This is a genomic window from Rhodoferax sp. U11-2br (assembly GCF_018619435.1).
Taxonomy (GTDB): domain Bacteria; phylum Pseudomonadota; class Gammaproteobacteria; order Burkholderiales; family Burkholderiaceae_C; genus Rhodoferax.
The window spans coordinates 241,423-265,763 of record NZ_JAHFZF010000001.1 but is presented as its reverse complement, the minus strand read 5'-3'; the positions used below and the strand labels follow the sequence as shown (position 1 = coordinate 265,763).

The 24,341-nt window shown below is 61.6% G+C and carries 25 protein-coding genes; 9 read left to right on the top strand and 16 right to left on the bottom strand.

Translation table 11 applies throughout. The annotated features are described in order from the left end of the window. The first annotated feature begins 98 nt into the window (after positions 1 to 98). The 4 genes from KKO72_RS01210 to KKO72_RS01195 are packed head-to-tail and all read left to right on the top strand — an operon-like array spanning position 99 to position 2,785. Positions 99 to 881, top strand: coding sequence for an SDR family oxidoreductase (locus tag KKO72_RS01210; protein ID WP_214934615.1), 783 nt, complete (start codon positions 99 to 101; stop codon positions 879 to 881). Then, positions 862 to 1,806, top strand: a complete 945-nt coding sequence (locus KKO72_RS01205; protein ID WP_251140367.1) for a DMT family transporter — start codon at positions 862 to 864, stop codon at positions 1,804 to 1,806. Before KKO72_RS01210 ends, KKO72_RS01205 begins: the two co-directional genes overlap by 20 nt. Continuing rightward, on the top strand, positions 1,803 to 2,369 hold the full coding sequence (locus KKO72_RS01200; RefSeq protein WP_214934613.1) for a chorismate lyase: 567 nt from the start codon (positions 1,803 to 1,805) through the stop codon (positions 2,367 to 2,369). Before KKO72_RS01205 ends, KKO72_RS01200 begins: the two co-directional genes overlap by 4 nt. Beyond that, complete coding sequence (locus KKO72_RS01195) at positions 2,366 to 2,785, top strand: thioesterase family protein (RefSeq protein ID WP_214934610.1); 420 nt, start codon at positions 2,366 to 2,368, stop codon at positions 2,783 to 2,785. Before KKO72_RS01200 ends, KKO72_RS01195 begins: the two co-directional genes overlap by 4 nt. Before the next feature lie 79 nt (positions 2,786 to 2,864). Here KKO72_RS01195 and KKO72_RS01190 read toward each other — a convergent pair whose 3' ends face one another. After that, positions 2,865 to 3,269, bottom strand: coding sequence for a DUF2934 domain-containing protein (locus KKO72_RS01190; RefSeq protein WP_214934607.1), 405 nt, complete (start codon positions 3,267 to 3,269; stop codon positions 2,865 to 2,867). A gap of 105 nt (positions 3,270 to 3,374) precedes the next feature. Continuing rightward, the gene (locus tag KKO72_RS01185; protein ID WP_214934604.1) at positions 3,375 to 3,932 is read right to left on the bottom strand and encodes a LuxR C-terminal-related transcriptional regulator; all 558 of its coding nucleotides are present in this window, start codon (positions 3,930 to 3,932) and stop codon (positions 3,375 to 3,377) included. 85 nt (positions 3,933 to 4,017) lie between these two features. Between KKO72_RS01185 and KKO72_RS01180 the strand changes: the two genes are divergently transcribed. The 3 genes from KKO72_RS01180 to KKO72_RS01170 all read left to right on the top strand — a co-directional run bounded on the left by KKO72_RS01180 (position 4,018) and on the right by KKO72_RS01170 (position 5,945). Further along, positions 4,018 to 4,725, top strand: coding sequence for a CoA transferase subunit A (locus tag KKO72_RS01180; protein WP_214934602.1), 708 nt, complete (start codon positions 4,018 to 4,020; stop codon positions 4,723 to 4,725). Between the two features lie 2 nt (positions 4,726 to 4,727). Beyond that, on the top strand, positions 4,728 to 5,366 hold the full coding sequence (locus KKO72_RS01175) for a 3-oxoacid CoA-transferase subunit B (RefSeq protein WP_214934599.1): 639 nt from the start codon (positions 4,728 to 4,730) through the stop codon (positions 5,364 to 5,366). Between the two features lie 93 nt (positions 5,367 to 5,459). Then, positions 5,460 to 5,945 carry a LapA family protein gene (locus KKO72_RS01170; protein ID WP_214934596.1) on the top strand — a complete coding sequence of 162 codons (486 nt, stop codon included), beginning with the start codon at positions 5,460 to 5,462 and terminating at the stop codon, positions 5,943 to 5,945. A 20-nt stretch (positions 5,946 to 5,965) separates the two neighbouring features. Here KKO72_RS01170 and KKO72_RS01165 read toward each other — a convergent pair whose 3' ends face one another. The 10 genes from KKO72_RS01165 to KKO72_RS01120 form a co-directional block, all read right to left on the bottom strand. Then, on the bottom strand, positions 5,966 to 7,321 hold the full coding sequence (locus KKO72_RS01165; RefSeq protein WP_251140366.1) for an MATE family efflux transporter: 1,356 nt from the start codon (positions 7,319 to 7,321) through the stop codon (positions 5,966 to 5,968). A 227-nt stretch (positions 7,322 to 7,548) separates the two neighbouring features. Further along, on the bottom strand, positions 7,549 to 8,751 hold the full coding sequence (locus KKO72_RS01160; RefSeq protein ID WP_214934593.1) for an MFS transporter: 1,203 nt from the start codon (positions 8,749 to 8,751) through the stop codon (positions 7,549 to 7,551). 117 nt (positions 8,752 to 8,868) lie between these two features. Beyond that, positions 8,869 to 9,267 carry a D-ribose pyranase gene (gene rbsD / locus KKO72_RS01155; protein WP_078365976.1) on the bottom strand — a complete coding sequence of 133 codons (399 nt, stop codon included), beginning with the start codon at positions 9,265 to 9,267 and terminating at the stop codon, positions 8,869 to 8,871. Then, on the bottom strand, positions 9,264 to 10,208 hold the full coding sequence (gene rbsK / locus KKO72_RS01150) for a ribokinase (RefSeq protein WP_214934590.1): 945 nt from the start codon (positions 10,206 to 10,208) through the stop codon (positions 9,264 to 9,266). The genes rbsD and rbsK overlap by 4 nt, the downstream gene beginning before the upstream one ends. A gap of 16 nt (positions 10,209 to 10,224) precedes the next feature. Beyond that, positions 10,225 to 11,235: a LacI family DNA-binding transcriptional regulator gene (locus KKO72_RS01145; protein ID WP_214934587.1), complete on the bottom strand. Its 1,011-nt coding sequence runs from the start codon at positions 11,233 to 11,235 to the stop codon at positions 10,225 to 10,227. 18 nt (positions 11,236 to 11,253) lie between these two features. Further along, positions 11,254 to 12,228 (bottom strand): ABC transporter permease, encoded by a 975-nt coding sequence (locus tag KKO72_RS01140; RefSeq protein WP_078365973.1) that lies wholly within the window; start codon positions 12,226 to 12,228, stop codon positions 11,254 to 11,256. A gap of 39 nt (positions 12,229 to 12,267) precedes the next feature. Beyond that, positions 12,268 to 13,839 carry a sugar ABC transporter ATP-binding protein gene (locus KKO72_RS01135; RefSeq protein WP_214934584.1) on the bottom strand — a complete coding sequence of 524 codons (1,572 nt, stop codon included), beginning with the start codon at positions 13,837 to 13,839 and terminating at the stop codon, positions 12,268 to 12,270. A gap of 146 nt (positions 13,840 to 13,985) precedes the next feature. Next, a complete protein-coding gene (locus tag KKO72_RS01130; protein ID WP_180131174.1) occupies positions 13,986 to 14,939 on the bottom strand; it encodes a sugar ABC transporter substrate-binding protein in 954 nt (317 codons plus the stop codon). 351 nt (positions 14,940 to 15,290) lie between these two features. Beyond that, positions 15,291 to 17,288: a DNA mismatch repair endonuclease MutL gene (mutL, locus tag KKO72_RS01125; RefSeq protein WP_371736794.1), complete on the bottom strand. Its 1,998-nt coding sequence runs from the start codon at positions 17,286 to 17,288 to the stop codon at positions 15,291 to 15,293. 206 nt (positions 17,289 to 17,494) lie between these two features. Further along, positions 17,495 to 18,835 carry an anaerobic C4-dicarboxylate transporter gene (locus tag KKO72_RS01120; protein ID WP_214934580.1) on the bottom strand — a complete coding sequence of 447 codons (1,341 nt, stop codon included), beginning with the start codon at positions 18,833 to 18,835 and terminating at the stop codon, positions 17,495 to 17,497. 182 nt (positions 18,836 to 19,017) lie between these two features. Here KKO72_RS01120 and KKO72_RS01115 point away from each other — a divergent pair, with 182 nt between their 5' ends. Further along, entirely contained in the window at positions 19,018 to 19,659 is a 642-nt protein-coding gene (locus KKO72_RS01115) for a VTT domain-containing protein (protein ID WP_214934576.1), read from the top strand. 30 nt (positions 19,660 to 19,689) lie between these two features. Here KKO72_RS01115 and KKO72_RS01110 read toward each other — a convergent pair whose 3' ends face one another. Genes KKO72_RS01110 through KKO72_RS01095 form a run of 4 tightly spaced genes read right to left on the bottom strand, consistent with a single transcriptional unit; the run spans position 19,690 to position 23,298 of the window. Then, the gene (locus tag KKO72_RS01110; RefSeq protein ID WP_214934573.1) at positions 19,690 to 20,817 is read right to left on the bottom strand and encodes a sodium ion-translocating decarboxylase subunit beta; all 1,128 of its coding nucleotides are present in this window, start codon (positions 20,815 to 20,817) and stop codon (positions 19,690 to 19,692) included. 3 nt (positions 20,818 to 20,820) lie between these two features. Next, entirely contained in the window at positions 20,821 to 21,318 is a 498-nt protein-coding gene (locus KKO72_RS01105) for a biotin/lipoyl-containing protein (RefSeq protein ID WP_214934570.1), read from the bottom strand. Next, positions 21,318 to 21,722: an OadG family transporter subunit gene (locus KKO72_RS01100; RefSeq protein ID WP_078365956.1), complete on the bottom strand. Its 405-nt coding sequence runs from the start codon at positions 21,720 to 21,722 to the stop codon at positions 21,318 to 21,320. The genes KKO72_RS01105 and KKO72_RS01100 overlap by 1 nt, the downstream gene beginning before the upstream one ends. 16 nt (positions 21,723 to 21,738) lie before the next feature. Further along, a complete protein-coding gene (locus KKO72_RS01095) occupies positions 21,739 to 23,298 on the bottom strand; it encodes an acyl-CoA carboxylase subunit beta (RefSeq protein WP_214934568.1) in 1,560 nt (519 codons plus the stop codon). 290 nt (positions 23,299 to 23,588) lie between these two features. Here KKO72_RS01095 and fliD point away from each other — a divergent pair, with 290 nt between their 5' ends. Further along, positions 23,589 to 24,341, top strand: a complete 753-nt coding sequence (fliD, locus tag KKO72_RS01090) for a flagellar filament capping protein FliD (protein ID WP_214934565.1) — start codon at positions 23,589 to 23,591, stop codon at positions 24,339 to 24,341.

Here is a 24,341-nt window from a genome sequence, read left to right as displayed (position 1 = left end):
ATCTGCTGCAGATGACGGATTGTCGAAGATAAAACGAATTCTAGAGGCTGGACCTGCACTAAATAGAACGGTCGTTCTATTTTTCTGGAAAGAAGAACATGACATACAACATTGATCTGTCGGGTCGTGTGGCCCTGGTGACAGGCGCCTCCAGTGGCCTGGGTGCCCAGTTCGCACGTACCCTGGCCAGCGCCGGTGCGGCGGTGGTTCTGGCAAGCCGCCGTATCGACAAGCTCAAAGAGCTGCGTGCCCAGATTGACGGTGAGGGTGGGGACGCCCATGTGCTGGAACTGGATGTGACCGACCACAACAGCATCAAATCCGCCGTGGCACACGCCGAGACCGAGGTCGGCTCGATCGACATCCTGGTCAACAACTCGGGTGTGAGCACCAGCCAGCGTCTGCAGGACGTGAGCGAGGCCGACTTTGACTTTGTCTTCAACACCAACACCAAGGGCGCGTTTTTCATGGCGCAGGAAGTGGCCAAACGCATGCTGGCGCGCGCCCAGGGGCAGGCTCCGGGCTCGTTCACCGGCGGGCGCATCATCAATGTCGCCTCGGTGGCTGGCTTGCGGGTGCTGCCCAAGATCGGGGTCTATGCGATGAGCAAGGCAGCGGTGATCCAGATGACCAAAGCCATGGCGCTGGAATGGGGCAAACACGGCATCAATGTCAATGCCATCTGCCCGGGCTACATCGACACCGAGATCAACCACCACCACTGGCAGACGGATGCTGGCCAGAAGCTGCTGCAGATGCTGCCGCGCAAACGCGTCGGTCAGCCGCAAGACCTGGACGCGCTGCTGGTGATGTTGTGTTCGGACCAAAGCCATTTCATCAACGGCGCTGTGATTTCTGCTGATGATGGTTTTGGGGTCTAGCGCCACCCACGCACCTTCCCGCGCCATCTGGATCGGTATCGCCGCCGGGGTCGGGGCGGGGGCCTTGTGGGGTTTGGTGTTTGTGGTGCCACAGTTGACGCCGGGCTTGTCCTCGGTGGACCTGACCGCCGGGCGGTTTGTCAGTTTCGGGCTGATGGCGACTCTGATGATGTTGCTGGGGCGGCGCAGCCACAGCCTGCCGACCTGGTCGCAGGCGGCCACCGCCCTGGGCATGAGCCTGCTGGGCGCCACCGGTTACTACCTGTTGCTGGCCGAGGCGATCAACGCGGCTGGCTCCGAAGTGCCGACACTGATTGTGGGCACGATTCCGATCTGGGTGATGTTGCTGGGCAAACCGCTCGGGCTCAAATGGTCGGCCCTGCTGCCCGGGCTGGTGCTGACCGCAGCGGGTTTGTTACTGATGATGCAGGCCAGCCTGGCCCATGCCCTGGTGTTGCCGCAGCATGGGGCTGATTTCTGGTGGGGTGTGTTGTTGGCGGTGGTGGCCATGGTCAGCTGGACCGTTTTTGCGCTGCTGAACGCACTTTGGCTCAAACGCCACCCGCAGGTGAGTGCGGCGCAGTGGACCAACTGGATGGGTATGGCCACCGGTGTAGGTGCCTTGGTCTTGTGGCTGATTGCCGGTTCAGATCCAAAAGAGCTTCTAGCCCAGGAAAATATTGGGCTGGCAGCTATGGCCTGTGTAGCAACCGGGGTGGGCTCGGGCTGGGCTGGCAGCATGTTGTGGAACCTGGCCAGCCGCCGTTTGAGTGTCAGTCTGGCCGGGCAGCTGATTGTGAGCGAAACCCTGTTTGGCCTGTTCTACGCGTTTGTCTGGCAGGGCGACTGGCCCACATTTGCGCAGTGGCTGGCCGTGCTGCTGTTCACCTTGGGCACCCTTGCCTCGATCAGGGCACACCGATGAGTGGCTGGACCCCGCACAACTTTGGCCACGGTGGCCTGGGGCGTTGGCTGGCGGCGACCGGCTCGCTGAGCGCACGTCTGGCTGCCAGTGGTGATGTTTTTTCGGTGCAGGTGCTGCGTCAGGGGCGTCTGCCCTTGACGGTGGATGAGGCGCAGGCACTGGGTGTGGCCGGTCGGCGCGACGGTTACGTGCGCGAGGTGCTGCTCAAGGTGGATGGGGTTCCTGTGGTGTTTGCCCGCAGTGTCACCGCCCATGCCCACTCGCTGGGGGCCTGGCGCTCGGTGCGTGGCCTGGGCACACGGCCGCTGGCCGATGTGTTGTTCAGGCGCTCGGGCATCACCCGCAAGCCGATGCAGTTCAAGCAGTTCAAACCCAACACGGCCTTGCCCAGGCAGATCCAGCGCGTGCGCCCCGGTGCACCACGCAGCCTGTCGGCGCGGCGTTCGGTGTTTTTGCGCCAACAGGCGCCGCTGCTGGTGATGGAGGTGTTTCTGGCGCCTCCGGCAGCCTGGACAGGGCCGGTGGCACGGTGGCAGTCAACAGATTGGAAGGGCAGACCATGAAGATCGAGATTCCGGAGCACAAGAAGCTGGTCTACGAGATGCTGATCCCGATCCGCTGGGGCGACATGGATGCGCTCAACCATGTCAACAACGCGACTTACTTCAGGTACCTGGAAATCGCGCGGGTGGACTGGATGCACAGCATTGCCGCCATGCCCACACCCACCGGGCAGGGGCCGGTGATCGTCAACGCGTTCTGCAATTTCTACAAACAGCTGGCCTACCCGGGGGAGGTGCTAACCAAGCTCTACACCAGTGATCCGGGGCGCACCACCTTCGAGACCTGGGTCACCATGGAACGTGCTGACCGCCCGGGGGTGATCTGTGCGGCGGGTGGTGCCACCACCATCTGGATTGATTTTCCCCAGCAAAAAGCCGTAGCACTGCCCGAGTGGTTGCGCGCTGTGGTCAGCTGAGGAAGCTGCCGTTGATCGATAAAAAAGGCGCTAGCCCTTTTGGATAAAGGGCTGGTAGCTATAAAAAAGAAGACTTGGCTCAGGCGCTGAAATGACCGCTGGCAATCAGACGATCCACTTCAGCTTCAGCGGCCAGCCAGTCGTCTGCCGGGTTGCCCAGGGTGAAGCCACGGCGCTCGGCGATGTAGAACGCCGCCACCGAGACGTAGTGGTTGCGCTGTTCGCTGGTGAGCACCGGTGCCGGGGCTGACGAGGGTTTGAGTTTTGTAGCACTGACTTTTTTGGCAGGCGCCTTGGCAGCCGGTTTGGCTGCAACAGCTGGGCTGGCCTCAGGCGCGGCCGTGGCTGCCACAGGCGCTGTGACCGCAGGTGCCAACGCAGCAGCGGCCACCTTTTTGGCTGCTGGTGCCTTGGTGGCGGCAGCTTTCTTGACCGCTGGTTTGGCTTCTGCTGCAGCGGCGGGCTTCTTGGTGGTTGTAGCCATGATTTCTCCTTTGGGTTGAACGCAATCAGAGTGTGTGGCGAACTTGTTGGGCATGCTTTGATACAAGTCACAGAAGTTTTTGCAATATCTGTACCACTCAGGACATTAGCCCGACATCAGCTTGTGCACGAGGTCACCCGTGTTGGAAGCTGCGTATTTTCGCATCAGCTTGGCCCGGTAAATTTCCACGGTGCGGTGGCTGATGCCCAGCGCGCGGCCAATTTCCTTGCTTGACAGACCCCCCATCAGCTGCGCTGCCACCTCGCGTTCGCGCGCTGTCAACTCGGCCTTCATCGGGCGTCTGGCACTGAGGTCTTCAAAGCTCCAAATGCCGGCCTCATGCGGGGCGGCCTGGTTCAAAGCACGGCCGGTCACATGGCACCAGAAGGGCTGGCTTTTGTGGGGGCCGTCGAGCCGCTTCATGATGCGGTCGTCCGCGTAGGTGCCGTGGCGGTTGAGCAGGGGTGCGATGCGCGCACCGGCGCGCTCGAACTCCTGCACTGTGGGGTAGAGCAGCTGAAACGACTGGCCCACCAGCTGTTCACGGTGTGCACCAAACATGTCACACAGGTGGCGGTTGCAGTCCACCATGGTGCGGTTGCGTGACAGCGCCAGGCCCACCGGGGCCATCTCAAACGCCAGGCGGTAGTCGAAGTCATTCATGGCCTAGGGTTGTCCTTTAGGAAAAACTACGTAGTGAACTAAGTAGTATGCTAGCGCCACAACCACCAACACCGGAGAACTTGGCGTGAACAAAATCTACCCGTCAGCAGCGGCCGCGCTGCGTGGCATCGTCCGGGACGCCCAGTTGCTGGCGGTCGGCGGTTTTGGCCTGTGCGGCATCCCCGAGGCGCTGATTGATGCCTTACGTGACAGTGGCAAAAAAGACCTGACCGTGATCTCCAACAACGCTGGTGTCGACGGTTTCGGTCTGGGCAAGCTGCTGGAAAGCCGTCAGATCAAAAAAATGATCTCCAGCTATGTGGGTGAAAACAAGGAGTTTGAGCGCCAGTTTCTGGCCGGTGAGCTGGAGCTGGAATTCACACCACAAGGCACCTTGGCCGAGAAGCTGCGTGCCGGTGGCGCTGGCATCCCGGCTTTTTATGTGCGCACCGGTGTGGGCACGCTGGTAGCCCAGGGCAAGGAGAGCCGGGTGTTTGACGGCCACGCCTACATCCTGGAACACGCGTTGGTGCCCGATGTGTCGCTGGTCAAGGCCTACAAAGCCGACAGAAGTGGCAACCTGATCTTTCGGCGCACTGCGCGCAACTTCAACCCGGCGGTGGCCATGGCCGGCAAGATCACCGTGGTGGAGGTCGAGGAGATTGTCGAAAACGGCACGTTTGACCCGGATGCGGTGCATCTGCCCGGTATCTACGTGAACCGCATCGTGCTCAATGCGACGCCTGAGAAACGCATTGAAAAACGCACCCTGTCTGAGAAAAAAGGAGCTTGACCATGGCCTGGACACACGAGGAAATGGCGGCCATCGCGGCCCAGGAGTTGCAGGACGGTTTTTATGTGAACCTGGGCATTGGGCTGCCCACCCTGGTGGCCAACTTTGTGCCCCAGGACATCGAGGTCTGGCTGCAGAGTGAAAACGGCATGCTCGGCATTGGCCCGTTTCCGACCGAGGACGAGGTGGATGCCGACCTGATCAACGCCGGCAAACAGACCGTGACCACGCTGCCGGGCTCCAGCATTTTTGGCAGCCACGACAGCTTTGCGATGATCCGGGGTGGCAAGATCAACCTGAGCATTCTGGGGGCCATGCAGGTCAGTGAGCGCGGTGACCTGGCCAACTGGATGATTCCGGGCAAGATGGTCAAGGGCATGGGCGGTGCCATGGACCTGGTCGGTGGTGTCAAAAGTGTGGTGGTGCTGATGGAACACGTGGCCAAGAAAAAGGACGGCAGTTTTGACCTGAAGATCCTGCCCGACTGCACCCTGCCGCTGACCGGTGTGGGTGTGGTGGACCGCATCATCACCGACCTGGCGGTGATGGACATCACCCCCCACGGCCTCAAGGTGGTGCAGCGCGCGCCAGGGGTTAGCATGGACGAATTGCAGGAAAAAACCGGCGTGCCGCTACACTGAAGCGCTGCCCAGCCGCAGCCAACGGCCTGACCTGCTGACGCAGGTGCAGGCCGTTGTGTTTGGTGCCGGGCGCTCTTTGAAAGGAACCCTTCGATGAAATTACGAACCCTCTCGGTGTTGCTGGCTTTGCTGGCGGTGGCGGCTTTTACCGTGTTGAACTGGTCGGTGATCCTCGCACCCACGCCGCTGTCGCTGGGTGTGATTGACATCCAGGCGCCCTTGGGCCTGATTTTTCTGGCGCTGATGGGGGTGGTGGTGGCGGTGTTCCTGGTTTATGTGTTGTACCTGCAGAGCACGGTGATGTTTGATGCGCGTGCCCATGCCAAGGAACTGCAGTCCAACCGCAAGCTGGCCGACCAAGCAGAGGCCTCGCGGTTTACCGAGCTGCGTGGGTTTCTGGACATCGAATTCAAACGTTTGGCGGTGACTGACCGTGAGACCAAGCTTGCGCTGGAGGCCCGCCTGGACCAACTTGAGCGTGCGCTGCGTCTGGCGGTGGAGCAGTCCGGCAACTCACTGGCCGCCCATCTGGGCGAGATGGATGAGCGCTCGCGTTCGACGGGGCTGACACCACGCTAAGGCAGTGAAGGGGGCCAGGTTCAGGCCCGCAGGTGGGCACGCGCCACCTGGCGCAGCAACACCACCAGCCCCAGCGCGGCAATCGTCAGGCCCAGGATCAGCGCGATCCAGAAACCCTGTGCCCCCATGGCTTCCGTCGGCCGCCAGGGAAACCAGCTGGGTGCCAGGCCCAGCACGTAGCCCAGTGGCAGGGCAAAACCCCAGAACGCGGTCAGGTGGATCACCATCGGTGAACGTGTCACCTTGTAACCACGGATCGCGCAGCTGGTGATGACCTGGGTCGCGTCCGAGAGCTGGAACACCGCGGCCAGCAACAACAACTGCGCCGACAGGCTGATCACCGCAGCATCACCGGTGTAGGCGCTGGCAATCGGTTTGGCCAGCAGCGCAATCAGCAGGGCCGAGAGTGTGGCAAACACCAGCCCCACCGCCACGCCGACCCAGGCTTGGTAACGCGCCAGCACCGCGTCGCCAGCGCCGAGTGATTGCCCGACCCGGGTCAGCAGCGCCAGCCCCACACTCAGTGGCACCATGAACACCAGCGAGGTGAAGTTCAGCGCAATCTGGTGTGCCGCCATCTGGGTGCTGCCAAATTCGGCAATCAGCAGCGCAATCAGGCTGAACGCGCTGCTCTCGGCAAAGTGGGTGACGCCAATCGGCAGGCCCAGCTTGAGCAGGCTTTTGATCTGCGCCCAGTGCGGCGGCTCAAACTGGCCCAGCGGCCAGGTGCTGCGGTAGGCTGGGGAGCGGTGCATCCACCACACCAGCGCCAGCAGGTTAAACGCTACCGTGGCCAGCGTGGCCCAGGCGCAACCCAGGCCACCCAGGCGCGGGAACCCCAGCGTGCCAAACACCAGCAGGCTGTTGACACCGATGTTGAGTAACAAGGACAGCAGCGCAATCACCATCAGCGGCTTGGTCTGGTTGAGGCTGGTGCTGTAACCGTACAACACGCGGTAACAGGCAAACAGCGGCAGGGCCGCGCTGGTGATCTGTACAAAAGCCTTGGCCAGGTCGCGCACATAAGGCTCCAGCAGCATGTGGTCAAACAACGCGGTAGTGACATGGGCCAGCAGCAGTGCGATCAGCCCCACGCCCAGCGCTTTCCAAAGCGCCTGGCGCACGATGTGTGGCACACCGGCCAGGTCACCCGCGCCCACCTGGTGCGCCACCATCGGGTTGACACTCATCACCAAGCCCATCAGGGTGATCATGAGCATGTTCCAGACTGACACACCCAGCGACACACCGGCCAGATCCTGCGCCGAGGCGTGGCCGGCCATGGCCACGTCGACCACGGCCATGCCGACGGTGGCCAGTTGACCGATCAGTATCGGCCAGGCCAGCTGCCACAGACCCCGCAGTTCGGTGGACAAACGGGTACGCGACGCCGGGTGGCGGAAAAGGTGTTGTAGTGGGGATATCAAAAGTGATAGCGCTTTGCGCTGATGGAGGCGGGAAGGGGACTGATTTTAAGATGAATGTGTGGGGAGTTTGCGGCCTGGGCTGCTGTGCTTAATGGCGCGTTGCATCAGAGCACTTTGCTCTGCTAGAGATAGCGATAAGCCCTTATGAAATAAGGGCTGGAGGCCAAAAAGACGCATCAATCCGGGCGGCGCCGCTGCCTGCGCTCCAGGCCCAGGACCACACCGCCCAGCAGCGCCATGCCAGCCGCCATGGCCCAGATCACACTTTGGGCATGGGACGGCCCGGCAAACAGGCCCACCACCAAACCCGCCACGGGTTGTGTCACATTGTTGAGCAGCACAATCAGCCCGGTGGTTTTGCCCAGGTCTGCTGCCGGAATGACCTGCAGGCGGCGGGTGCGGATGTAGACGCTGAACATCTTGTCGAACCCAATCACCATCAAAAACCCAAGCGCATACAGCCATGGCCCACCAGAGACGGCGGTGGCCACCGCGCCCAGTAGGATGGCCAGGTAGGCGCCCAGCCCCATGGCCCCCAGCGGCAAGGACACCCGCGCAATCACCAGAAGAATCAGCACGGTGACGATGGCGCCGCCGGTTTGAAGCAGGGCGTAGTCACTGCTGGACTGCTGCAGCGCCCCGGTCACCATCGCGGCCGAGGTTGCCAGCGTGACCCCCACCACCAAGTTGACCCCGGCCGCCAGCACGATCAGTTGTTTTAAACCGGGCAAACGCAGCACCTGGGTCAGCGCTGTCTGGTAGGGGCGCAACCAGTGCATGTCTTGTAGCGGGTGGGCCTGCTTCGGCTCGACCAGTTGCACCGGGCTGACCCGGCGCCAGACGGCCATCGCAGCGTCCGCCGCCACAAACAGCACCGCTGTGGCGCCCAGCACCACCACCCAGGACCACGAAGCCAGTGCCAGCGCCGCCAGCAGCGGCCCCAGCACCATGCCCAGCTGGTCGGCAATCTGGGCATGCGCCAGGACTTTCTCAGTGCGGGCACCGCGAAACACCTGGGGCAGCATCACCTCACGCGCCATCAAACCTTGGGTGGTCAAGACCCCACACACCGCCGACACCCCCACCAGCCAGGCGACCTGACCGGTCAGGCCTGATGCGATGCAACCCAGGACACAGGCCAGCGCGCGGGCCATCTGGCTGATGCGCAACAAACGCAAGGGCGAGATCCGGTCACACAGCGCGCCGCAGATCGGAAACGACAGGAAACGCGGCAAGGTCTCGACAAAAAAGGCCACACCCGACCAGGCGGTGCTTTGGGTAACCTGGAACACCACCAGCGGCACCAGAAACAGCAGAATCTGGTCGGCCAGGCGCGAGAGGAACAGGGAGGTGTAAAAAGCGGAGTGGTCAGTGCGCATGAAAGGCGCCCGGCCGAACAAGGCCTGGGCGCCCGGCCAGCATAGCCGCGTTTGGTGGCCGCAGAACCCTGCGCCGAGGTTCTTTTGGGTTACAGGGTGGTGTTGGCCACCCAGGCTTCAAAACGTCACGCCGGAGACCAGGATGATGTTGGCATACGGGGTGGACTCACCGGTGCGCACCATGGCGCGTGCGCTGCCGCACAACTTTTTGAAGGCCTCGTGGCTCATGGTCTGGGGCGCCAGGCTCAGTTGTTGGGTGTACCAGGCCGGTGGCTGGCCTGCGGTCAAGGCTTCGGTGGCAATCACCGTGCGCTCAACCTGCAGTTCGGACAACACCGCCTTGAGCACCTCTGCCAGCCCGGGTGTGCCCAGTGTCACGGCCAGGTCGATGCGTTGGGGTGCGTTGGGTCCGACCGGGATCGGCAGACCGGCATCCCCAATGACCAGCATGTCGCCGTGGCCCATGGTGGCGATCAGGTGGGAGAGTTCGGCGTGGAGCAGGGCAGAGCGTTTCATAAAGACATCCAGGGTGGAACGGACAAATTCTGTTGGGTTTGTGCCAGTGTCGGGATCGACGGCTGGGCACCCATGGTCTGGACACACAGTGTGGACGCCTTGATGCCCAGGTCCACGCTGGCGGCCAAACTGTGCTGCTTGGCCAAGGCCACCGTGACCGCGCCCAAAAAGGTGTCGCCCGCTGCGGTGGTGTCCACCACCTTGACTTTAGGTGCCGGGTGGTAGGTGCTGCCACCGGCATCGGTGGCCACAGCCCCCAAGGCACCCAGTGTCACAACCGCCTGGGAGACACCTTTGCTGCGCAACTGGCGGCCCACTTCTGCGGCCACTTTGGGGTCGGTGTCGGGTGACAGCCCGGTCAAGAAGTGGGCCTCGGTTTCGTTGACGATCATCACATCCACCAGCGGCCACAGCTCTTCTGGCAGGGTTTGGGCCGGTGAGGGGTTCAGCACCACTTGGCAACCCAGGCTGCGCGCCACCCGGGCCGCTTGTATCACCTGCGGCATCGGCACCTCAAACTGCATGATCAGGAATTGCGCATCCCGCAGCGCCTGGGCCAACTGGGTTTCGTCGAGGCAAACTTGGCCATTGGCGCCAGCAATCACCACAATGCGGTTGAGTCCGCTGGCTTCCACCATCACCATGGCCACACCGGTGGCGACCTCGGGGTCCACCAGCACCCCATGCACCGCAATGCCGTCCTGCTGGAGCGCTTCACAAAGGACCTGGCCATGGTGGTCTGGCCCGACGCGGCCCAGCATGCTGACGTTTGCCCCCTGGCGCGCACAACTCACGGCCTGGTTGGCGCCTTTGCCGCCGGGGACATAACGGATGGAATCGCCTTGAACCGTCTCGCCCTCGGCGGGTGCACGCGGCACCGCAATCACGAGGTCCATGTTCAAGCTGCCTAGGCAAACGACTTTGGGTGGTGTTTCTGTCATGGTGGAGAGGGGGGAGTCAGTGGTCTGGGCGGACCACGGTGGTGGAATTGCGCACAATGAGTTCGGGCAGCAGGATCAGCTGCCGGGCCTGGACCCGGCCGCCCTGGATGCGTTCAAGCACCATGTCCACCGCCGCAATGCCAATGCGTTGTTTGGGTTGGGCGATGGTGGTGAGAGCCGGGCTGGCAAATTGGGCCAACTCGATGTCGTCAAAACCGATCAGGGACATCTGCTGGGGAATCTGGATACCGGCTTGGTGGGCCGCACTGAGTGCACCGATGCTCATCAGGTCGTTACACACAAACACCGCTGTGGGGGCCAGTGGCGAGGCCAAAATGGCCTGCATGGTGTTGAAGCCGCCTTGGCTGGTGAAGTCGCTGTGCCACAGCAGCTCGGAGGACGCCGCCAGACCAGCTTTGGCCAAGGCGCTGCGCCAACCCTCAATGCGCTGGGCGCTGGAGTTCAGATTCGCCGGCCCCGCCAGGCAGGCGATGCGCCGGTGTCCCAGGCCAATCAGGTGTTCGGTGGCCATCAGACCACCTTGCAAGTGGGCGGTTTCCACCAGATCACAGTTGACCTCGTCAATTTCGCGGTCCAGCAGCACCATGGGGATGGGCAGGCCGTGCAGCATGCGCTGAAAGTCCTTGCCTTCCCCGGTGGAGATGATGATCATGCCGTCGATGCGTTTCTCGGTCAGGGCCTGCAGATAGGCACTCTGCCGGTGTGGCTCGTCATCGGTGTTGCACAAGATCAGGGTGTAACCCGCGCCAAAACAATGATCCTCCACACTGCGCACGATCTCGGCGAAGTACGGGTTGGAGCAGTTGGGAATCAACATGCCAATGGTTTTGGTGGAGTTGCTCTTGAGGCTGCGTGCCACCGCGCTGGGCACATAGTTCAGTTCGCGAATGGCGGCCTCCACCTCGTGGCGCACCGGGTCACTGACAAAGCGGGTGCGATTCACCACATGGGAGACCGTGGTGGTGGACACCCGGGCTCTCTGTGCAACGTCTTTGATGGAGGCCATCGGCGAAAAAAATAGGTTCTAGGCGGCAGCGCCGCGTTTCTGGCGCAAGGTGTCGATGATCACCGCGATCACAATCACACAACCAGTGATGATACGTTTGCTCGGGTCGCTCACACCGATCTGCGCCAGGCCAGCCTCCAGCACCGCAATGATCAGCACGCCAAAAAAGGTGTTGATCACCGAACCACGGCCACCCATCAGGCTGGTGCCGCCAATCACCACCGCCGCAATCACCTGCAGCTCAATGCCGGTGCCCGAATTCGGGTCGGCGGCTTCCAATCGGGCCGATTGCATCAAGCCAGCCAAGCCAGCCAGCAAACCGGTGGCCGCAAAGACCGCAATACGGATCGGGCTGGGATTGATACCGGCCAGACGCATGGCTTCTTCATTGGTGCCAATGCCCACCACATAACGGCCAAACACGGTTTTGGTGAGCACCACTTGGGCCACAAACACCAGCACCACCGCGATGAAAAACGCGCTGGAAATACCGGCCACCCAAGGCACGGCCAAGCCAGCCATGGCGTTGCCCACATACTGGGTGCGCGAGTCGGTCAACACATAGGCGCCACCCCGCACGGCCTCCAGCATGCCCAGAGAAACGATGAAGGAGGGCAGTCGCCAGGCCACGGAGATCCAGCCGGTGAAGGCGCCACAGGCCAAACCAACCACCAGGCCCAGCAAGGCCGCCGACACACTGCCCCAATGCCACTGCAGGATGGCGTTGGCCGCTGCGGCGGCAGACAGCGCCAAGACCGAGCCGACCGACAGGTCAATGCCGGCGATGATCAGCACAAAGGTCATGCCCACCGACATCACCAGCAGGGCCGGGATTTCATTGGCAATGGCCAGGAAGGTGGCGGCGCTGAAAAAGTACTCGCTCAGGCTACCAAAAAAGATCACCATGCCCAGCAGGACCGCTGCGAGTCCCAGGTAGGTGCCCAGTTGGCTGCGCGCGGCGCCAGCGGTCTTGTGTTGGATGGATGTGGTCATAACAGAGGATCGTGAAAGTGGTGCACAGGGGCGTTGGGTTCAGGCCGCCATCGGCGCCACGGGTTGATGGGTATCGTTGAAAGCGGCGGCCAGCAGGGATTTCTCCGTCCACTGCCCCCGCTCAAAAATCTTGATCAGCTTGCCGTTGCTCATGACACCAATGCGGTCGGCCATCTGCATCAGTTCACGCAGATCACTCGAGACCATGAGCAAGGCCTTGCCGGACTGGGCCATCTGCTCCAACTCGGCATAAATGTCCGCCCGTGCGCCCACGTCCACCCCCCGTGTGGGTTCGTCGAGCAGCAGCACATCGCAGTTGCGGTGCAGCCAGCGCGACACAATCACCTTTTGCTGGTTGCCACCACTCAGGGTGCCCACAGCTTGCTCCATGGAGTTGCAGCGTACCGACAGCCGGTCAATCAAGGCTTTGACGATGTTGACTTCGCAGGTGCGTTGCAGCCAGCCCGCTTTGGACACCGACCCCACGTCACTCAAGGTGGTGTTGACCCGAATCGGCTGGCCCAGCAGCAAGCCCTGCGATTTGCGGTCCTCGGTGATCAGGCCAATACCAGCGGCAATCGCCGCCAGCGGGGCGGCCCACTGTTTGACCTTGGCCCGTACCGGTTGTCCGGGGGCGTTCTCATACACCGTGATGTCGCCATGTTCGTTCTGGTCGGCGCCGAACAACAGCCGCACAACTTCAGTGCGCCCGCTGCCCACCAGACCCGCCAGCCCCAAGACCTCGCCGGCATACAGATCGAGGCTGATGTCCTTCACCAAACGGCCCCGGCCGATGTGTTCGGCACGGAGCAGCAGATTGCCGCGTGGCCGACGTGGCCGGTCCAGATCCTGGGAAACGGCGTGTCCCACCATCAGCTGAACGATGTCGTCCTCGGTGACGCTGCTGATCGGGCAGACTTGGACGAGTTTGCCGTCGCGCAAGACCACCAGGGTATCGGCAATGGCTTTCAACTCTTCGAGCCGATGCGACACATAAATGATGGCCACACCCTGGGACTGGAGCCGCGCGATCTGTTTAAACAGGTGGTGGGTCTCACTCGGTGTGAGCATGGCCGTGGGTTCGTCCAGAATCAACACACGGGTGTCGTCCTGCAGGTTGCGGGCGATTTCCACCATCTGTTGTTGGCCAATGCCCAGTTCTGACACCAGGGTGTTGGGGTCAATCGCCTGCATGCCGACTTTGGCCAGTTGTTGTGTCGCCAGAGCATTGAGGCGATCGCGCTCAATCCAGTTGGCCTGCCACCGGCCCCGGTTAGGGATGTCCACCAGCAGCAGGTTTTCGGCCACCGTCAGGGTCGGGATCAGGCTGAGCTCCTGCATCACCATGCGCACACCCAGACTCTCGGCATGGCGCCGCGAGTTGGGTGCATACACCTGACCCGCCAATTGCATCGTGCCTTGGCTGGCCGGTTCGAGCCCACAAATGATCTTGGCCAGGGTGCTTTTGCCAGCACCGTTTTCCCCGGTCAGGGCCAACACCTCGCCAGGAAACAAATTCAGACTCACCCCCTGCAAGACCGGGGTGACGTAGGTTTTGCCCACGTCCTGGATCGTCAGGACGGGTTCTGGGGTGGCGTTGGAAGGCGGCATGGCTTGGCCTGTGTTGATGTCAAAGTTGCGAGAGGTTGTTGTGCAGCGTGGCGTTGGCTGTGGCACACCGTGGACAGGCCAGAGCGCTGCCCGTGGTCTTGCCCACGGGCGGCTTGGCTTGTGCCACGGTCACAGCTTGACCAGGATCACTTGCTGTCTTTGGTCACCAACACCACATCGGTCTGGATGGCGGCAGGCATTTCCGATTGCTTTTTCTTCTCGGCCAGCGCTTTCAAAGCGATTTCGATACCGAACACCGCCTGTTTGGCGCCGTACTGATCGGCAGTGGCCAGCATGCGGCCATCCTTGAGCATGGGTTTGACGGCATTGATATTGTCGTAACCCACCACCATCACCTGGCCGGTTTTGCCAGCGGCCTTGACGGCAGCCACCGCACCGAGAGCCATGTTGTCATTGCCAGCCAGCAGGGCCTTCAGATCAGGGTGTTCACGCAGCATGCCGGAGGCCACCACGTTGCCCTTGTCAATTTCCCAGTTGCCCGATTGCACCCCGACCACAGTTACACCGGCAGCCTTCATCGCGTCCTGAAAACCCAGGGTGCGCTGCTGGGCGTTGAAGGTGGTGGAGACACCTTCAATGATGCCGACCTTGTCACCTGACTTGAGGGTTTTGGCCAGGTAGTCGCCCACCAGCTTGGCGCCCGCGCGGTTGTCTGGGCCAGCAAACGGGATCTGGATGCCTTTTTCTTTTTGAGCGTCGGCATCGAGCTTGTTGTCAATGTTGACGACCAGAATGCCTTGGTCGATGGCTGTCTTGAGCACTGGCACCAGGGCTTTGGAGTCGGCCGGGGCAATCACAATGGCATTGGCCTTTTGGGCAACCATCTGCTCCACCATGCGAATCTGGGCGGCTGTGTCGGTCTCGTTCTTGATGCCGTTGGAGACCAGGGTGTACTTGCCCGCGTTGTCCTTGTTGTGGGCCTTGGCTCCGTCTTCCATGGTGCGGAAGAACTCGTTGGCCAATGACTTCATGACCAGCGCCACTTTGGGCTTGTCTTGTGCCAAGACGGGTGTGGCAAACAGTCCACCCAACAAACCAATAGCAATGCTTGTTTGTACTGCGCGACGGGTAAATTTCATGAGAGGTGCTCCTATAAGTTGTAACTGGCAATCGGTCACCGACCGGGTGAAGACGACACATGGAGAGATACATGCAGTTTTGACATCTTCGAAGCAAATTCTACGACCGCAAACGATTGCGCAATCGTTTGCTTATTAGGGGAAACCCTTGAATTCTGCGTGATCTAGGTGAAAACACCTAGCTTGGGGACGTGGTTGGCAACCCAATTTTGGAGGTCTTGAGGGCTGCCGCTCTTTGGGGTAGCACAGAGTGCGCACAACCCCGGCGTTTTCCCCAGCTTCAACCGCTTCTTCTGCCGCCCGGATTTCTGGGCGTGCCCGTCTTTGCTCGCCAAGCCATCTGCGGCTGGCTCAGCGTCCCCGCAAGAACAGCGCGTCGAGTTCGCGCATGCTGATCTGGCGCCAGGTGGGGCGGCCGTGGTTGCACTGGTCGCTGCGCTCGGTGGCTTCCATCTGGCGCAGCAGTCCGTTCATTTCTTCGAGGGTCAGACGCCGGTTGGCGCGCACCGCGCCGTGGCAGGCCATGGTGGCCAGCAGCTCGTTGTGGGCGCGTTGGATGACGCCGCTGGCGTCATGCTGGCTCAGTTCGGCCAACACACTGCGCGCCAGCTCCACCGCGTCCCCCTGCGCCAGCGTGGTCGGCACGGCGCGTACCGCCAGGGTTTTGGCAGAAAACGGCGTGATCTCCAGGCCCAGGGTGTCCAGCGTGCTGGCATGTAACTCGGCGGTGGCGACCTCGGTGGGGGTGGCGGCAAAGGTGGCGGGGATCAGCAGCGGCTGGCTGGCCAGTCGGGGTGTGCTGCCATCGGGGGTCTGACTGGCAAACTGGTTCTTGAGCCGTTCGTAGACGATGCGCTCGTGTGCAGCATGCATGTCCACCAGCACCAGGCCCTGGGTGTTTTCGGCCAGGATGTAGACACCTTGCAACTGTGCCAGCGCGCGGCCCAGCGGCCAGATCGGGGCTTCCGTGGCGCTGTGATCCGAGGTGGCGGGCGCAAGCGTTGCGGCGGGCTGCGTGGAGATGGGGGCAGAGCTGGCGGGTCTTGGCCATGTGCTGTCGGCCGGGGCGGCATTGCTGCTGAGCGGCGACGGGTCTGCCGGGCGGTCCCACAGTGCGCCCAGGTCGCTGACACGGTGACCCACGGGTGATTCGAAATACATAGCTCTCTGCCCTTGTGGCATAAGGGCTAGAGGCTGATTTGATATATAAGTACCAGGGGCAGGTGCCGAGTCGACGGGCGACTGAGCCGATGGCTGCAACCAAGCTGCTGGTGCAGCTTCACTGCCACCAGCCTGTCCGGCACGTGGTGCTGCCAACGCGCTGTCGACCGCGCGGCGCACCGCCTGGTGCACGTCGCGGCTGTCTCGGAAGCGCACCTCGATCTTGGTCGGGTGCACATTCACGTCGACGCGGGTCGGGTCCATGGTGATGTAGAGCGCGTAGACCGGCTGGCGGTGGCCGTGCAACACGTCTTCATAAGCGCTGCGGGCGGCGTGGGTCACCACCTTGTCGCGCACAAAACGGCCGTTGACGTAACAAAACTGCTGGTCGGCTCTGGAGCGCGCGGCATCGGGTACACCGGCGCGGCCCCAGACCTTGATGCGTGGCGCGTAGTCGGCTTGGGCGCTGCTGGCGTAGTCCACCCACACCGATTGCTTGACAAAATCGCTGCCCAGCACATCGGCCAGGCGCTGCTCCAGCGCGGGCAAGCTGTCGGGCGCACCACAGCGGCGCCATTGCTCCACCAGTTTGCCTTCGTGCCAGATGGCAAAACCGACATCGGGGCGGGCCAGTGCGTGGCGGCGCACCGCTTCCACACAGTGCGCCAGCTCGGTGGCATCGGTTTTGAGGAACTTGCGCCGTGCAGGCGTTGAAAAGAACAGCTCCTTGACCTCGACCGTGGTGCCGGTGGTGCGAGCCACCGGTTTGAGTTCACCAGTCTGGCCTTCCAGCAGGTAAGCGTGATTTTGGCCGCTAGCCCTTGATAATATTGCGCAATCCGCTATCGAATTAATGGCGGCCAGAGCTTCGCCGCGAAAGCCCATGGTGCCCACCGATTCCAGGTCGGCCAGGCTGCCGATCTTGCTGGTGGCGTGGCGTTTGAGCGCAATCGGCAACTCCTCGGGCAGGATGCCGCTGCCGTCGTCTTCCACACTGATCAGGCGCACGCCACCGGCCAGCAGCCGCACGGTGATCTGGCTGGCGCCAGCGTCCAGCGCGTTGTCGACCAGCTCACGTACCACCGAGGCGGGCCGCTCCACCACCTCGCCAGCGGCAATCTGGCTGATGAGTTCGTCGGGCAGTTCGCGGATCGGGCGGCGGGTGGCGGGCGCAGAGGTGTCGTTCACGGAGGGCTCAGGCAGAAAAAGCGAAGGGGATCAAGCAGTGGCACGACCAAGACGGCAAAGTGCCTGGTGGGGCCGAAGGGCCGCTCAGTCTAGCTGCTTTCTACCGCCCGCTCGGGCAGGTGTTTGTCACCCACCGGATGTGCCGGACTGCCAAGTCAGGCGCCGCGTGGTCACCAATGGGGCGACCCGCCATCACCCTGGCCGACTCAAATCAGCCCGGTCAGACTGGCCAGCAGGTAACCCACCAGGCAGGAGGTGCTCACACCAATCAGGCCCGGCAGGATGAAGCTGTGGTTGATCACATACTTGCCGATGTGGGTGGTGCCGGAGCGGTCAAACTGGATGGCAGCCAGGTCGCTCGGGTAGGTGGGCAGGATGTAATAGCCGTAAGACGCCGCCGCAAAGGCCACGATGTATCCCGGTGGCACACCAATGGCCAAACCCACCGGCACCATGGCGCTGATGGCCGCCGCCTGCGAATTGACCAGTTTGGAGACCAGCAACAGCGCCACGGCGTAGGTCCAGGGCTGGGTTCTGACCAGTTCGGTCAGCACCACCTTGAGCTCTTCCAGATGCGCGTCAAACACGGTGTCGGCCATCCAGGCGATGCCAAACACCGCCACCACAGCGATCATGCCAGCCCGAAACACCTCCGTCTTGCCAATGGTGGTTGGGTCGGTTTTTGTCAGCACAATGATCAGGGCACCGGCCAGCAGCATGAACATCTGGATGTTGAGCACCATCGACAGCGGTTTGCCGTTCACCAGCGGGCGCAGCACCGGAAACGCGCCCATGATCGCTACGACAGCAATCGAGCCGATGAAGATCCACATGGCGATCCACTGGTCACGCGACAGGATTTTTCCCATCAGTGTGGCGCTGTCACCGTAGACGATCTGGCGCTGCACCGGGTCGGCAATCCGTGCCTGGAACACCGGGTCGTCTTCAAGATCCTTGCCGCGGAACCAGCTGAAGATACCAATCATCAGCACCCCGCTCAAAGTCGACGGGATGGTGATCGACAGCACCTGGATGAAGTCGATGATGTGACCGTCAACCGGCACCTTGGCCAGAAACGCCACCAGCGACACGATGGCCACCGACACCGGGCTGGCCAGAATGCCCATCTGGCTGGCAATCGACGAGGCCGCCATGGGTCGCTCCGGGCGGATGCCGTTCTTGATCGCGATGTCGTAAATGATCGGCAGCATGGTGTAGACCACATGGCCGGTGCCGCACAGAATGGTCAATGTGGCGGTGGTGAAGGGCGCCAGGATCGACACGTATCTGGGGTTGCGCCGCAACAGCTTCTCAGCCCCCATCAGCATCACCTCCAGCCCGCCCGAGGCCTGCAGCGTGGCTGATGCCGCCACCACCGCGATGATGGTCAGCATCACGTCCACCGGTGGTTTGCCCGGGGTCAAGCCAAAGACAAAGGTCATGATGACGATGCCAATACCACCCAACAGCCCAAGCGCCACGCCGCCTTTGCGTGCGCCATAAAACAGGCAGATGAGGATGACGGCAAGTTGTAGCAGGATGTCCATGGGGTCCTTCAAGTGGTTGGCCTTGTGTTGTTCAACCCGTGCAGATCTGTCGCCGGAATAAGGCAAAAATTGATCTACATCATGTTGCTGCGCAGGGACTATAAAGTGATTCAAGCCCAGCCGGGTTAGCCAGAACCCCTAGATGCGCTGGCCCGTCATGGCAGGCAGGGATAATCCTGCCCATGGACATCCTCTTGACCCTGATTGATTTCATCCTGCATGTCGACAAACACCTGGAGGTGTTTGTGCAAACCTATGGCGCCTGGGTTTACGCGCTGCTGTTCCTGATCATTTTTGTCGAGACCGGCGTGGTGGTCATGCCGTTTTTGCCGGGTGACTCGCTGCTGTTTGTGGTGGGCGCCATGTGTGGTGTGGGGCTGATGAGTTACCCCCTGACAGTGGCCTTGCTGCTGGCGGCGGCGATTCTGGGCAACCAATCCAATTACACCATTGGCCGTTACTTCGGCCCCAAGGTGTTTGGCTGGGAAGACTCACGCTGGTTCAACAAACAGGCTTTCAACCAGGCCCACGCGTTCTACGAGAAGTACGGCGGCATCACCATTGTGGCGGCGCGTTTTATGCCGTTTCTGCGCACTTTTGCGCCCTTTGTCGCCGGTGTGGCGCAGATGAAACGCAGCCGCTTCACCTTGTTTGATGTGCTGGGTGGTACCTTGTGGGTCGGTGGCATCGTCACCGTGGGTTACTTCTTTGGCAACATCCCGTGGGTCAAGCTGCATCTGGACAAGATCATCTGGGCGATGATCCTGGTGCCGGGGCTGTTTGTGCTGGTGGGCGCCTGGCGCTCCCGCGCCAAGGCGGCCTGAGCTTTCGCTCTATACCGGGGCGCTGGGGCGTCAGCCACCGGCTCCCATCAGGGCCAGCAACACACCACCGGCCACCACGCTAGCGACCTGGCCAGCGGCGTTGGCACCCATGGCGTGCATCAACAGAAAATTCTCGAAGTCTTCATCTTGGGCCACCCGTTGCACCACCCGTGCCGCCATCGGGAAGGCGCTGATTCCAGCTGCACCAATCATCGGGTTGACCTTGCCACCACTGACCCAGTTGAGCAGCTTGGCGAACATCACCCCGGCGGCGGCATCCACCGCAAAGGCGATGATGCCGAGCACCAGAATGGCCAGTGTGCTGGCTTTCAGGAACTCGGAGCCCACCATGGTGGAGCCAATGGCCAAGCCCAGGAACAGGGTCACGGCGTTGGCAATTTCGCTGGCAGAAGCCTTGGTCAGCCGCTCGACGGCTCCCGACTCCTTCATCAGGTTGCCCAGCATCAGCATGCCGATCAGCGGCGTGGCAAACGGCACCAGGGTGCCCACCAGCACGGTGACCACCACCGGAAACAGGATGCGGGTGCGACGGCTGATCTTGCGTGAGCTGTAGGGCATGCGGATCAGGCGTTCCTTTTGCGAGGTCAGCAGCTTGATGATGGGCGGCAGGATGATCGGCACCAGTGACATGTAGCTGTAAGCGGCCACCGTGATCGGCCCGAGCATGTGCGGCGCCAGGATGCCGCTCACATAGATGGAGGTCGGGCCATCAATCGCGCCGATGATGCCGATGGAGGCGGCCTCCGGGGGCGTGAAACCCATCACCAGGGCCAGGATCAGGGTCAGGAAAATACCGAACTGGCCAGCCGCACCCAGCAGCACCAGACGCGGGTTCTCCAGCAGCGGACCAAAGTCGGTCAAGGCACCGATGCCGATGAAGATCAGCAGCGGAAACATTTCGTTGGTGATGCCCATGTTGTAGAGCACCTTGAGCATGCCATCCTCGGCGATCAGGGGAGATAGCGGCAGGTTGGCCAGCAGGCAGCCCGCAGCGATGGGCAGCAGCAGCAGGGGTTCGTAGTCCTTGACGATGGCCAGGTACATCAAGACGAACGACACGCAGATCATCACCGTGGACTGCCAGGTGACGTGCGTCACCCCCTTGAGCAGCAAGGTGATCGTTTCTTGGTCAATCATCACTCATTTCTCCTGGAGCCGGATGATGACGTCACCGTGGTTGACATTCTGCTGCGCAGCCACACAGACCTCGGCCACCACACCAGCACGTGGTGCACCGATCACGTTGTGCATTTTCATGGCATCCAGAATGGCCACTTGCTGGCCCCGTTCCAGCGTGTCACCCGCTTTGACGTTGACCTCCAGGATCGTGCCTGGCATAGGGGCTGAGACCGCGTTCTTGCCGCCACCACTGCTGGCCGCCGGGCGTGTGGCGGGTGATGCCGCAGGTGTGTCTGCCGGTGCCTTGCGCACCTTGGCCACACTGTTGGCGGCGCTACCAGTTGCCCCCTGGCCGGGATGTAATCCAGGTGTGATGACCGCACCGGACAGGTTCTCGTCACCCGACAGGGTGACTTCATAGGAGGCGTCCCCGACCACCACCTCGAAACGGTCCATGGCGACTTCTTGTACGTCGACCACAAAGTTTCGACCACTGATATCCAACGAATAGCGTCGCATTATTTTCCTCTCGGTTGCCAGGAATGGTTTTGCTGTGCCCGACCAGCGGTGACCCACCGGCTGGCGAACAGTTGACTGCCAGGCCAATTGCTGCGCATGACCGGTGCCGCCTGGCGCCGCAAGGTCAGTTTGTGCTTCATGGTGGCCACCAGGATCGCCGCGACCAGATCGGCTGGCAGGCCGTTGACGGAGGGACGTTCGGGCACCTGGGCACCCACCGCTTCTTCAGCCACGGCGGCGATACGCTCGGCCAAGGCGTTGGATGTTTCAGCGGACACCTTGGTCACCGGCTCTTTGTCGAGCACCAGCACCAGTGTCAAGAGGCCCCACAACAGCCCCAGCAAGGCAAACACCAGTCCCATGCCCAGGACGGTCATCTGCAGTCCCCATGCTAAATTTTCCATAGCAAGCTCCCCTTGATCAGACTGGGCAAAGACCGTGTTTCTTGGGTGGGTTCTGTTGCACCTTTGTGCGTAACACTTCCAGTGCCCGGATCAGCCGGGGACGTGTCTCGCGTGGCTCAATGACCTCATCAATCTGCCCCACATCGGCAGCACGGTAGGGGTTGAAGAACTTCTCGCGGTATTCCTCCAGCAATTCTTTCTCTCGTGCTGCGGGGTCGGCCGCCTTCTTGATCTCTTCGCGAAACAGCACGTTGACGGCGGCACCGGCTCCCATCACTGCAATCTGGGCGGACGGCCAGGCAAAAGTGATGTCATTGCGCATCTGCTTGGACCCCATGGCCACGTAGGCGCCCCCCATCGCCTTGCGGGTGACGATGGAGATTTTGGGCACGGTGGCCTCGCAGTAGGCGTAAATGATCTTGGCGCCGTGGCGGATGATGCCGTCGTATTCCTGGCCGGTTCCGGGCAGGAAACCGGGACAGTCGACAAAGGTCACTATCGGCACATTGAACGCGTCACAGACGCGGATGAAGCGCGCAATCTTGTCGCTGGCATCGATGTTCAATGCACCGGACATGAAGGCCGGCTGGTTGGCCACCACACCGATGGAGTAGCCATCGAGCCGGGCGAACCCGATCACCGCATTGGCGGCATACGCGGCCTGGATTTCAAAGAAGCTGTCCTGATCAAACACCGCCTCAATGGCGTCCCTGATGTCATAGGGGTTGTTCTCGCCATCCGGAATCAATGTGTTGAGCGCCTCGTCCATGCGGTTGACCGGATCTTCCGGTGTGACATGGGGTGGCTCCTCGTTGTTGTTCTGCGGCAGATAACTCAGCAGCAGCTTGGTCATCGCCAGGCCTTCAACCTCGGTGTCGGCGGCCAGATGAGCCACGCCGCTGCGCCCGATGTGCACCTCCGAGCCACCCAGATCCTGTGCCGTGACCTGTTCACCGGTGACCGCTTTGATCACTTCCGGCCCGGTCAGGAACATATAACTTTCACCTGCCATGATGACAAAGTCGGTCAAGGCCGGTGAATACACCGCACCACCGGCGCAGGGGCCCAGAATGACCGAGATCTGCGGGATCACCCCTGAGGCCATCACGTTGCGGACAAACACCTCGCCGTAGGCGGCCAGGCTGCGCACACCCTCCTGGATGCGGGCGCCGCCGGAGTCGTTGAGGCCGATCACCGGGATACCTGCCTGCAGCGCCAGGTCCTGGATGCGGCTGATTTTCTGGGACTGGACTTCGGAGAACGAGCCGCCCATCACGGTGAAGTCCTGGGCAAACACGGCGACCCGGCGACCGTTGACCTTACCAAACCCGGTGACGATACCGTCACCCGGAAAACGTTGCTGATCCAGGCCAAAGGCGCTGAAATCATGGGTGGAGAGTGCACCGAATTCCTGGAAGGAACCTTCGTCGAGCAACAGGCCCAGACGTTCGCGGGCGGTGAGTTTGCCGCGGGCGTGTTGTTGATCGATGCGTTTCTGACCACCACCGAGTACCGCACGGCTGCGCATTTCGCGCAAGACTTCCAGGTGCAGTTTGGTTTTTCCACCAGTCGTCATGTCTTTGTCCTCTTGTCGAACGGCTTGCCCAACGAATCGCCAAGCCTGCGTGGAGCGCTCTGAGCCTCCGGTTGAAAGTATCGCTCCGGCGGCTCACAAAAACAGCCAGAAACCGTGGAATGTGCGGGCGATTGCAACAGATGTTGAGGCAAGTCAAAAGATGGTGGCTGGGCCCGGGGGATGGTCGGACTGAGCTGTTGTCAGTGTGAGCAAGAGCCTGAATTGGCAGGCCTTTGGCGCGCAACTTCCAGCTTAGTCTGGTCGCGGTATGGGGACAATTTCTGCACGACATGAACGGCTCAGTCAGCCAGTTTGAGAAGCGGGAAGACATGAACATCAGTCAGACATTGAGTGCACGCAGCTCGAGTGCTACCACCATCAGCCAGACGACCACACAGGCTGCGGCCGCTGCCAACCCGATCAGCGCCAGCATCACCAAGTCCACGGCCAAGCTGAAGACGCAACTCGACACCGCCACCGCGAACCTCTCGACTCTGGGCAAGTTCAAGGCCTCGGTGTCTGTGGTGCAGACCTCGGCCAAAAGCTTGAGCAACTTGAAGGACAGCAGCACCAGCGATGAGGTGAAAAAAGCGCTGACAGCCTTTGTCAGCGACTTCAACAGCATGCTGAGCTCTACCCAGAAGGCCGCCGCCGACAGCAGCGGTGTGAGCACCATCAGCCGTGGCATGACACGTGCCATGACGGCCGACTTTTCCAGGGTCAGTGCCTTGCGGCAAATGGGTTTCACCAAAGCCAGTGATGGCAGCTTGAAGCTTGATACCGCCAAGTTTGAGGCGGCTTTCAAGGACTCTCCCGGCAGTGTCCAGGGCACACTGGCCAAGCTGGGGCAGCTGGTGGACAAAGCGGCTGGAAAAGAGCTGGCCAGTGATGGCCGCATCAGCAACTCGATGAGTGCGCTCAGCAGCAAATCATCGATCCTGCAGCTGCAGCAAAGTGCTTTGCTCAAAGCCGCGCAGCAGTACGCGAGTTTGTCATCCGCCTCGGTCAGCAGCGCCTTGAATTTCTACCAGTCAGGGGGTTAG